The following is an 11,201-nucleotide window of genomic DNA, read 5'->3' on the forward strand; positions in this document are numbered from 1 at the left end:
CGCGATGCAGTACCAAGAACTGAAGCAGATACACAGAGAAAGGCGCGAGTTCTCAGCTCCTGAACTCTCTCTTCGTATTCACAGGTCTCTGAGCTGGCTGAACAAGGCCGAACAGGTAGAAGATGATCTGGATGCGAAATTCATTTTTCTGTGGATAGCCTTTAATGCTGTTTATGCCGTCGATGTGGAAGAGCAATATCGTACAACTGAAAAGGGTATGTTTGAGCAGTTCTTTCAAAAACTTGTAGAGCTGGATCAACACAAAAGCCTCTACCATCTGGTATGGAAAGAGTTTCCTGGCACGATCCGTGCGTTACTCGATAATCAATACATATTTCAGCCTTTCTGGGATTATCAAAATAATCGCCTGGAAAAAGACCAGTGGGAAGCCCGCTTTAAACAATCCAAGAAACGTGCCTCTCAGGCATTGGCATCTCAGAACACGACTCATATTCTTTCAATCATTTTCAGAAGAATATACACGCTCCGTAATCAGATAATGCACGGTGGATCAACCTGGAATAGCCATGCCAACAGATCTCAACTCAAATACTGTGTATCACTATTGGATAAAGCTATACCAATCATCCTTGAGCTGATGCTTGAGCATGATAAAAACGAATGGGGTGAACCATTTTATCCTTTTATTCAGGAGAGCTAAATGGTTATAAAAATGAAACCATTCATGATTAAGTGCCAGGCTTTCGGTTGGGCTAAAATAGTCTCGCCTAGAAGTGATGTTTTAATGGAGAGCGATTTTGTGGAAATTTTTTCGGTATGTTAATCGAAGGTAATTTGTAAATAGGATTTTGACATTTCTAGTTGATTTTAAAGAATATGTGGTTAGTTATAGTCGAATAAATAATGAAAATTAATACAGATAACCTGTAAGTTATACGGAAAGAAGTAACTAGGCTTGTTGATCTGGAAAGTCATTTGCTAACCAGTATCAGGGATACTCATAGGTTGCTTTCAGATGAGAGTTATTTTTTATTTAATAAATTCAATATAGTAAAAAAGTAGTAATATATAATATTTTACCAGTAAGGATATTGATTATGTCAGGAATTAACCAGTACTTGAAGGAAAGGTTGTCTGAAATGGGTAATGCAACCTATATAGCACCAGATATTCCTGAAAAGAAACTAAATAATGCAGTTAATGCGTTTAAGTTTAATGGGGATCCAGCATCTATTATAGGTATCTGTGATAATACAACATTTAAAAGTGCCAAGGAGGGTTTTCTACTTACTGGACTAAAAATTGTTTTTAAAGAGGTTTTTGAAAATCCTATTGAGATATATTATGAAAATATAGATTCTGTAGACTATATTTTAGATGTTCAGCTAGATAGTAAAGGGAAGGAGAAAAGAGATGAGTCTTTAAGGTTTAATTTAAAAAGTGGTGATGTGGTCAATGTAAAATATGGATCAGAAGTTGCGCGAGATAAATTGGCGGAAATTATCAATGATGTTATTAGTAAATATGATGGCTATGAAGAGCAGAATCAATTAGAGCCTATAGAGAATTTGTCTGAATTACTAAAAGTTGCATACATAAAAATAATTGTAAATATGGCTTTTGATAATGATGGTGAAGTTGATGATAGAGAATTTGCTGAGATTCTACAATTAATGACTCGTCTTAATTTAAATTTAGAGTCTAGAAATGAAATTCGTCTGTATATTGGATCAATTGATAATATTGAGTTGGTGAAAGACTTGGTATCTGTAATTAGATCGCAAAGCCCAGATGGTATGGAGAAGTCCATACAAATATCACTTGTAAAAGACCTCATAAGTATTAACTCTTCTTTAACTAAAACTGATGCTATAAATTTTTCATTTCTTCAAAAAAACCGAGAGCTGTTTGAAATATCAGATGAAGAAATTGAGTTGGCTCAGATGGCTATTGCTAATGATAGAAAAATACTTGATCGTTCCTATACAGATACAGCTATCACAAAAAGTCTCAAAGAGTTGAGTGCTAAAGCTGGTGCTGTAGGCGTACCGCTAGGCGCAGTTTATCTTTCTGGGTCAGTAATGGGTCTTTCAGCAGCAGGTATGACTTCTGGACTTGCAACACTGGGAATGGGTGGTGTTCTTGGTTTTTCTAGCATGGCTACAGGGATAGGTGCCGCTATTATCCTGGGTGTTGTGGCGTACAAGGGCATAAAGCACTTGACTGGTTCGGGTGTTGATGAAGGAGATAAACGCAGAGAAATCATGTTGCAAGAAGTAATCCGACAGAGTCAACGAACGATTAACATGGTTATCGAGGATATTAACTTTCTTACCAAGGAACTATCTAGTGCGTTGGCATCTGAGCATGTTACTAAGGAGAGGTTAGAGCAACTAGCAGCTAAATTATCTCAGTTTATAAGAGCCTCTCAAGTTGTTGGTTCTAAGACAGAGCAAGCGGAGACTGAGCGTGCTCGGTTAAAATCACCTGAGTATTTAGACGTAGACCGTCTAAAAGCTCTAACTTCAGATCATGACAAAAGTAAATATTTTGATTTTGTTATGGGCTATTACAAAGAAGATATCCTTAAAGAAGTAAAGGAAGGTGTTGTAGTGGAGCGACAATCACATCGACTTATCAAGAGTAGTAATTCCAAAGAGATGGAGCAATTAGGACAAGTGTTTGAGTTGTTGGATTATGCCTCTACTCAATCTGCAATAAAAGGAAAATTAAAAGGATTTTTTTCGTAATGTCTAAGCACAGAGAAGCTGCTGAATCACTGCTGGTACAGAAGCACCAGCAGTCTTCTGCTCAAAAAAAGCTCGGCGAACTTAAAAGTGGAGTAGACAGCCTTGCCAATACTCGCCAAGAAAATCTAAGTGCTTTTGATGAGCTTGATTCACAACTTGATATCTTGTTAGCTAGTACAGGAGTTGAATTTGATGTTAGTGATCAATCCATTTCTGAAGAGGTTGCATTAGCATTAGCTGTCGATGAATTTCAAATCGAAGCTAAGCATCAAATTTCTTTATTAGAAATCGTTCAGAATGATGATCTTGATTGGGATGCCTATATGGCTTCAGTTCGTAAGTATTCGCATGAAAATCAAGTTGACCTTTCTAGCGATCCCTTTCAAAACTTAATGACAGAATCTCAACGTATAGAGATTGAGAAGCGAATAGATAGTGATTTAACATACAAGGCAAGTAATTGCGATAAGTATGATTATATGCTCGCTGTTACCTGTGGAATGATTGGCGGTTTAGTTGATGTTGTTTTTGTTGGTGTTCCAGGCCAAAGTATCATCGGTAAGGGGGCTGATAAAGTAGTAGATAATGCAACTATAAATGTAGCAAAATTGTTTGGTTGGCAGGGTGCAAGAGAAGGAAGCGATCCAAAAGCGAGTGCAATAGGTTTTTTAGAACGAAATTTTAAAGTTAATTATGATCAAACTCACTCTAATGCGGCTGGACCTAGAGGTACTGATGGTCAAATCAAAAACTTAACACCATTGAATCATCATATTAAAAGTCTCTCACACTCTCCAGATTTGATAGGTTTGCTTTTTTCAATAATTAATCAATTCACCAGTACATCCACCTTTATCAGTGATGGACGTTTAATTACTATCGATACAGAAACCTTTGAATTACAAGGGGCGAATTTTCCCGCAAAAGTATTCTCTGGTTTCTGTAATTGGTTAGGACATCTTGCATCAGATATGGCTGGCTCTTCAGGATCTTCTGGTCGTGGAGCAGGTATACCTATACCTTTCTACTCTTTACTCCAATTTTTAGATTTTGGTGCGTTTGGGCAACATAGAGACACTTTTGGAAAAGTTGCTGTTAAAGTGTTTGAACAAGGTTACGATTTTCGACATGGCTTGGCCTTGGCTGTGCCGGTTATGATTGCAGAGCTTCTAACTCGCATTTCATGGAGTTTCAAACAACGGCTATATCACAAAAAGGAGTGGAGCCAATGTTTGCCAGTAGGAGCAAACCCTGAATTAAGACGGATGCTTTTGGTCTCTCATGGAACCTTGTGTATGGTCGATGGCATTGACGCAGGCTTGCGATCAGGAGGCAATATTGTACAGTTTATGCTGCGTGCAAATATTTTGGCATGGGCACGTTTTGGTACTCTAGCCGTTAAAGAGCTTCGTGCTTGGTATTTAGCAGGTCGACTTGATATTGATGCAGCTAATGAGTATCTAGATGAAGAGTATAAAAAACTTTTGAATCCATAATTTGTACTAGCTCATAGCTGAACCACGGTATCCTCTAACAACTGAACAGTAATGAGTTGATGGTTAGTCTGCCTGCATTCCAAAGTGTCCAGTAATAACATTACTGCCTTCTGGTTGGGCTAATATTGTCAGGCGTTGACCCAGCACCTCCCAAGCATGCCGCATTTCCTTCGCATATGAGTATCGCTGATACGTCCTTTTGATTTTATTTTGCTCCGTATGGTTCAGACAGCGATCCGCTACTTCTGGAAGTATTCCTGCCTCAACCATCATCGTGGCAGCCGTTCTTCGTAGGTCATGCGGTGTCCACTTACCACCTGGCAGTATCAGGGCTTGGCTGTTTTGACTGCGGCCTTTTAACTTTGTTTGATCAGGCTGTCGTTGCCTGTCCTGAAGTTGCTTGTTAATCGTTTTAGGGCAAAGTGCCCCTGTATCGTGTCTATTTGGAAAACACCAGCGGCTAGCGCCTGTAATCTCATACAAGAATTGGAATTGCTCCACGGCGAATGCTGATAACTGTATTGTGTGTGATTTGCCGTTTTTAGTGGTCGGCATAAACCATTCACACTTCTCAAGATCGATATTAGACCACTCAGCTGTCATCAACTCACCAATCCTACAGCCGGTGGATAAGGCTATCCATACCGCGATCTTTGTTGTTAGTGCCAGCCCTGATTCAGGCAGGAGTTTGACGAGTAATTTTAGCTCATCTTCAGATAGGACTCTGTCACGTTCAACGCTCTGACCGCCTATATTGAATTTGCTAATAGCAGCTGTTGGATCAGCATCGACAATTTCCCTAACAACAGCAAATTTGAACATCTGCCGAATACTTGAGAAAGCCACTTTAGCCATGCGTGGAGTGTTTCTGGCCAAAAAGACATCTGTTATTTCGGTAATGTGTCGGCGTCGCACATCCTCTGCAGCGAGCTTACCTATTTTTGGCAGGATATCCCTGGTGAACAAGCGCCTCATTTCTGCACCTTGGTCTTTGCGTCTGATTAGATCAACGCTGGCCCAGTGTTCGAAAAGGTCATTCACCGTCATCCGGCTTCTGTGAAGTTGGTTTTCTCGTTCTAGTTTGATCCATTCGGCTTCAAGCTTTGCTTTTTGTAGCTGCTCTTCGGCTTCGAAGTGCAGTCGTATATCTGTTATGCCCTGCTTGTGGAGCCCAGCAAGCTCTTTTGCCTTGAAGCGTGCTTGCGTCAGTGTCATGCCGCCAGGCTTTTCTTCTCGGCTATAATTTCCAATAGGCATACGGTCGCGCTTTCCATTACTGTCGGTGTAACGGAAATAGAAAGATCTTGCCCCGGAAGGTGCAATCCGGGCGACTAGTGCACCATGCCCCCTGACTACTGTTTCATTGAGCCAGCGATCTTTGGTATCAGGTTTTGAATTGATTTGTCGATCGGTGATTATTGCCATCTTTATCTCTATTCTCGTGACCGTTCCGTGACCGTTTGAGATTAGCTTAACTGGTATTTATTGAAAAGTCTTGGGATTTAAAAAAAGAAAAATATCAAGTAAGCTGCTGAATATAAAGTATTTATTGTGTTTTTATGGAATGTGCTGGAATGCCATGGAAATGAAAAATTTATTCATGGGGTGCAAGGGGTCGGAGGTTCAAATCCTCCCGTCCCGACCAATTTATGTCCTTATTTTTCGTCGTCATGAACCCGGTCTTCGGGTGTTCTTGTTCGCTCGCTGAGCGAGCTCCTACATAGGTTGATGATTGCTGTAGGAGCCCGGTCCCCGGGCGAAACTCGCGGAGCGAGGTTCCACAAGGGGTCGCGGAAATAATGTTGGAGCCCGGTCCCCGGGCGAAACATCACATCCAAATCTCACCTCTGGACGTAACACAGGTTGAATTAACCTGATGAAGTACTAATCTTATGTCTGAACCTACACAAAACAACACTACAGCGACACCTCATCGGCTACCCTGTCGTGGTTGCCTGCCTGATTGCAGCAATTACTCAACCTGTAACGGTATGCCATGGCGAGTGGATAGCCCTCCAAAAAACAAAATTAACTGAGTTAAAAACCCATGTTAGAAGATAAGCGTCGTCGTTATTCCTCACAAGTGGTTGATGGTGTTGGAAAATCAGCCAGTCGCGCCATGCTAAGGGCCGTTGGTTTCACTGACGATGACTTTCTGAAACCCCAGGTAGGCATTGCTTCTACCTGGAGTAACCTCACTCCCTGCAATATGCACATCAATCGGCTGGCTGAAGAAGCGGCGGCGGGTGCAGATGCGGCTGGGGGAAAATCCTTGATCTTCAATACTATTACTGTGTCAGATGGCATAGCCAATGGTACTGAAGGTATGAAGTATTCACTGGTGTCTCGCGAAGTGATTGCGGATTCTATAGAGACAGTTGCAGGTTGTGAGGGCTTTGATGGTCTTGTGGCCATCGGTGGTTGCGACAAAAACATGCCAGGCTGTCTGATGGGGCTAGCAAGATTGAACCGCCCGGCTGTATTTGTATACGGGGGCACCATACTGCCGGGTGAAAATCACACGGATATTATCTCTGTGTTCGAAGCCGTAGGTGCGCATGCACAGGGCAAGATGGACCTGATAGAGGTAAAACAGATCGAAGAAACAGCGATTCCTGGGGCGGGTTCCTGCGGAGGCATGTACACAGCCAACACCATGGCATCAGCGATAGAGGCCATGGGTATGAGCCTGCCGGGCAGTTCGGCGCAGAATGCCGTGTCAGCGAACAAGCTTGAGGATTGCCAGGCCGCGGGGGCGGCGGTGCTCAATCTTCTTGAAAGTGATATCAAACCGTCTGACATTATGACCCGTGAAGCCTTCGAGAATGCGATCACTGTCGTTATTGCGCTCGGCGGCTCGACCAATGCGGTGCTACACCTGTTAGCCATGGCCAGTACGGTAGGTGTGGCGTTGGCTTTGGAGGACTTTGCCGAGATAGGTAAGCGAGTTCCTGTGCTGGCAGACTTGCGACCCAGTGGCCATTACATGATGTCGGAACTGGTCGCGATTGGTGGTATTCAGCCGCTGTTGAAAATGTTGCTGGATCGGGGGTTACTGCATGGCGATTGCTTGACTGTGACTGGGCGGACCTTGTCCGAGAATCTATCTGACGTTGCACCCTATCCGGAAGATCAGGATATCATTCATGCCTTCGATAACCCCATCAAGGCCGATAGTCACTTGCGCATCCTCTACGGTAATCTGGCTCCCACGGGTGCTGTAGCGAAAATTACCGGCAAGGAGGGCACCCATTTTACCGGGCGTGCACGGGTGTTCCATTCTGAAGAAGAGGCCCAGACACGGATTCTGGATGGCACAGTTGTCGCCGGTGATGTGCTGGTGATTCGCTACGAAGGCCCGAAAGGCGGGCCGGGTATGCGGGAAATGCTCAGTCCAACCTCGGCGATCATGGGGAGAGGGCTTGGAAGTGACGTAGCATTAATTACTGATGGTCGCTTTTCCGGAGGGAGCCATGGTTTTGTAGTAGGTCATATCACTCCTGAAGCCGCGGAAGGTGGTCCCATCGCCCTGGTTGAAGAGGGTGACACCATCACTATTGATGCGGTTGCAAACCGGATTGAACTGGACGTTTCGGATCAAGAACTAGACCGCAGGCGCCAGTCCTGGCAAGCCCCTGGCCCCAGATTCATCAGAGGCGTGCTGGCAAAATACGCACGTACCGTCGGCTCAGCCTCCAAGGGCGCAGTGACCGACCTTCCCTGATTGTAGGAGCCCGGTCTCCGGGCGAAAAATTTCTTACTGAAACTCCAACCTTGTTCACGTGAATAGTTAACTTAGGCACGGTAGTGTTTAAGAATATTGATGTGTGTCATGTTTTGTATTGATATATCACTTTTGTCTAAACAGTAGAGCTGGTTAGACGGTAATACGTTGCTTTAAAATGGCCGTTTTATTATGTCAGTGTTCGTATTAATCAAGGAGGTTACATGAAGGGTTTCAAAAAGAGTTTGCTTTGTGCCGCTATTTTTTCTGTAGTTGGCGGCACAGTGAACGCTGCAAACACCATTGACATGGTTGTAGCTATAGATGAAAGTGGTTCGATGTCTGGTGAACACAATGCATTTATTGGCTCATATATTCAGAATCTGGACAATGTTTTGAACACCCAGCAAGTCACTGTCAATCGCTATGGCTTGGGCGGTTTTGGTGGGAGTATCGGTCAGCTTTCCTCTGCCAATGAGGCTGGACGTGAAACGGGCTCTGCGCTTTATCGACATTTTAATCTTTCGAGTGGAGTTGATTCAATTTGGGGAACGGCGAATGATTTCAATTCGGTAACATCCCAACTTCAAACTTCTGGTGGAACGGAAGATGGTTACCGGATGGTGGACTATGTATTACGTAACTATCAGTTTCGAAACAGTGCTGGAGCATCAATTTTTCTGATTACTGATGAAGACCGCGATGTCGATACTGATGGCACACCAGCGACTAGCGGGCTCCCGCAAGGCCAGACAATATATAACAACAGTGGCACCCCTTCTTCGATTTCTGCGGCTAATATGCCGGTGATGCAGCAGATGCTGTCGGATAAAAACATTGTACTGCATAGCGTAGTTGATCAGCGTTTCACCGATAGCCAGGGTAATACGGCGATTGCTGTAGTCGGTGCCGATCCTACGACGGGTTTCGCCTTCGTTAAAGATCCAGTGACAGGTGTGGTTACCAAGGTGCAGGGCTATGTCCGCATTAATAGCTTTGATACCACCGATAGTGACTACAGTGAGCTTTCTTTGGCAACCGGCGGTACAGTGATGGATATTAGTGAGTTACGAAGTGTCTACACAGACGTAACCGCACTGAACTCTCTTTCTCAGGAATTGGCAAAAATCGTAGCTTCGATTTCCCAAGGTCAGGGGACTGTGGTTGGTGTTGATTGTAGCGTTGCAACGGGTCCGGCGAGAAACTTGTGTGCGGCATTGTTGGGATCTTCACAGCTTTCTTCGGTACGCCCGAGCGGAACTAATGCTCAGATGCAGGCACAACTTAATCAGATGTTACCGCATGCGACCCTGGCAGGACGAGCTGCAATCCTGCGTGGTGGCTCACAGTATCGACGCATCCTGTTCAGCCGAATTACCAGTGCTCGACAAGGTTTACGTGCATCTTCAGTTCCACTGTCGCTTACGGGTGGAAACGGATTCAATATCAGTGACACAGCATTAGCCGGAATTGGCAGCACAGGTGGTGGTGCCAGTGCTGACAGTGCAAGCGATATAAACTTCTTTGTTCGCGGTACCTATGGAGAAGCGCGTCAGTCCACTGATGCAGGCATTAATGGTTACAACTCTGAAACCTATAGCATCGCCTTAGGGGCTGATACACAAATTAACAAAAACGTCCTGCTTGGTGCGTCTCTCGGTTATATTTCCACCGACTCCGATGTGCGTGGTATCGAGGGCAGTGGTTCAGATGCCAACACCTATATGCTTTCAACCTATGGTTCCTATGAGTTTTCTCCCTCCTGGTATCTTGATGGGGTATTAAGCTATGGCCACGTTACCTTAGATACTACGCGCACGGTTGCAGGAGATCGTCTGGTAGGTGATACCCATGCCGACCAGTGGAACCTATCCGTCGGTGTGACCAGAGAAATGGAGGTTAGTGATCTGGTCACCCTGAGACCTTTTGGTCAATTGCATTATGCCAATGTGTCCATCGATGGCTACAGTGAAAAAGGTGGCGCTGCTGCGTTACTCTATGGTGGCAACACAATCGAATCTTTGGTTTCAGAGATTGGTATTGGGGCGGAGCGTCAGTTGAACAACGGGTGGGCTGTTAATGGTAGCTTGGCCTGGGAACACGAGTTTAATAATGACAGTCGATCTATTAGGACAGCATTCGTTGATGATCCGGCAAATACCATTTTTCAGGTGAAGGGAATTGACGGACAGCGTGACTACGGGCGAGTTTCATTTGGTGTTAGTAAGGTCATTGAGCGTGAACGATCATTCTATTTCAACGTTGATAGTGTAGTCGGCAATAGCGACTACAGTGACTACACGCTGGAACTCAAGTACCGTCAGAGCTTCTAGATCAGTGTCCATGTTTAATCCGAAGAAAAGGCTGCTGGAATACTTTCCAACAGCCTTTATATTTTTTGCTCTAATGACTATTCCCCTTTTTTTAGGGGCATGTTCCAGTTCACAAGGTCGTTTTGAGGCACTTCGGGACAGTGTTCATTTAAGGCAAGATAGTATCGAGGCCATGGGGTTTCGTGTATTGGTTCTTGAGCAGCCTGGTCTATTTACGCAAGGCGAGAATGTTCGCATCTATATTGAAGGCGATGGTCGGCCTTGGATTGCCGGTGGAGAGGTGGTAGCGGCTGATCCGACCTCAAGAAATCCTTTGGCCTTAGAATTGATGACCCAGGATGATCGTGGGGTGCTTTATCTCGGCCGGCCTTGCTATTTTATTGGATCAAGTGAACCACCATGCACACCACAGCTTTGGACCAGCCATCGCTACTCCGATAAGGTGGTCCAAATAATGACCAGTGCGCTTGTTGACTGGCTAGTACGGCACCCAAGTGTAGCTGATATCAGTCTTGTTGGTTATTCGGGTGGCGGTGTTCTGGCATTGTTGATTGCTGAGCGTGTTACACAAGTCTCTCAGGTGGTGGCTATTGCTGCCCCTCTGGATCATCAACGCTGGGCGGAATTGCATGGTTACTCGCCACTATCCGGATCGTTGAATATTGCCAGTCTGAATTCTTGGCGCTCCGATGTGAAACGCCTGGCTGTGTTTGGTGAAGATGACAGGAATGTTCCCTACATGGATATGCGACATGGATTACCACCCAACACTGAGGTTCTTATTCTTCCGGGTGTATCGCATAGGTGTTGTGGAAATTTAGGATGGTTGTCAATATTGCAACACTTGGAAAAATAGCTGGGCACGCCGTGTTATACCCTTCTTGAAGTCCCTCTGCAGGCGAAAAATCCTTATACCTTTCTGAAAAATAATTAGCCA

The 11,201-nt window shown here is 44.6% G+C and carries 7 protein-coding genes; 6 read left to right on the forward strand and 1 reads right to left on the reverse strand.

Going from position 1 to position 11,201, the window contains the following annotated elements:
• Positions 1-4: 4 nt before the first annotated feature.
• The 3 genes from F5I99_RS05055 (at position 5) to F5I99_RS05065 (ending at position 4,207) form a co-directional block, all read left to right on the forward strand.
• Positions 5-661 (forward strand): HEPN domain-containing protein, encoded by a 657-nt coding sequence (locus F5I99_RS05055; RefSeq protein WP_151053945.1) that lies wholly within the window; start codon positions 5-7, stop codon positions 659-661.
• Between the two features lie 397 nt (positions 662-1,058).
• Complete coding sequence (locus tag F5I99_RS05060; RefSeq protein ID WP_151053946.1) at positions 1,059-2,711, forward strand: hypothetical protein; 1,653 nt, start codon at positions 1,059-1,061, stop codon at positions 2,709-2,711.
• The gene (locus F5I99_RS05065) at positions 2,711-4,207 is read left to right on the forward strand and encodes a hypothetical protein (RefSeq protein WP_151053947.1); all 1,497 of its coding nucleotides are present in this window, start codon (positions 2,711-2,713) and stop codon (positions 4,205-4,207) included. Before F5I99_RS05060 ends, F5I99_RS05065 begins: the two co-directional genes overlap by 1 nt.
• 63 nt (positions 4,208-4,270) lie before the next feature.
• Here F5I99_RS05065 and F5I99_RS05070 read toward each other — a convergent pair whose 3' ends face one another.
• Positions 4,271-5,632 carry a tyrosine-type recombinase/integrase gene (locus F5I99_RS05070; RefSeq protein ID WP_151053948.1) on the reverse strand — a complete coding sequence of 454 codons (1,362 nt, stop codon included), beginning with the start codon at positions 5,630-5,632 and terminating at the stop codon, positions 4,271-4,273.
• 622 nt (positions 5,633-6,254) lie between these two features.
• Here F5I99_RS05070 and ilvD point away from each other — a divergent pair.
• From ilvD to F5I99_RS05085, 3 genes are all read left to right on the forward strand, one after another.
• Positions 6,255-7,931: a dihydroxy-acid dehydratase gene (ilvD, locus tag F5I99_RS05075; RefSeq protein WP_151053949.1), complete on the forward strand. Its 1,677-nt coding sequence runs from the start codon at positions 6,255-6,257 to the stop codon at positions 7,929-7,931.
• Positions 7,932-8,155: 224 nt separating this feature from the next.
• A complete protein-coding gene (locus tag F5I99_RS05080; RefSeq protein ID WP_151053950.1) occupies positions 8,156-10,264 on the forward strand; it encodes an autotransporter outer membrane beta-barrel domain-containing protein in 2,109 nt (702 codons plus the stop codon).
• Between the two features lie 172 nt (positions 10,265-10,436).
• The gene (locus F5I99_RS05085) at positions 10,437-11,120 is read left to right on the forward strand and encodes an alpha/beta fold hydrolase (RefSeq protein ID WP_191905953.1); all 684 of its coding nucleotides are present in this window, start codon (positions 10,437-10,439) and stop codon (positions 11,118-11,120) included.
• Positions 11,121-11,201: the final 81 nt, after the last annotated feature.

Origin of the sequence: Nitrincola iocasae, from assembly GCF_008727795.1 — a bacterium.
GTDB lineage: Bacteria > Pseudomonadota > Gammaproteobacteria > Pseudomonadales > Balneatricaceae > Nitrincola > Nitrincola iocasae.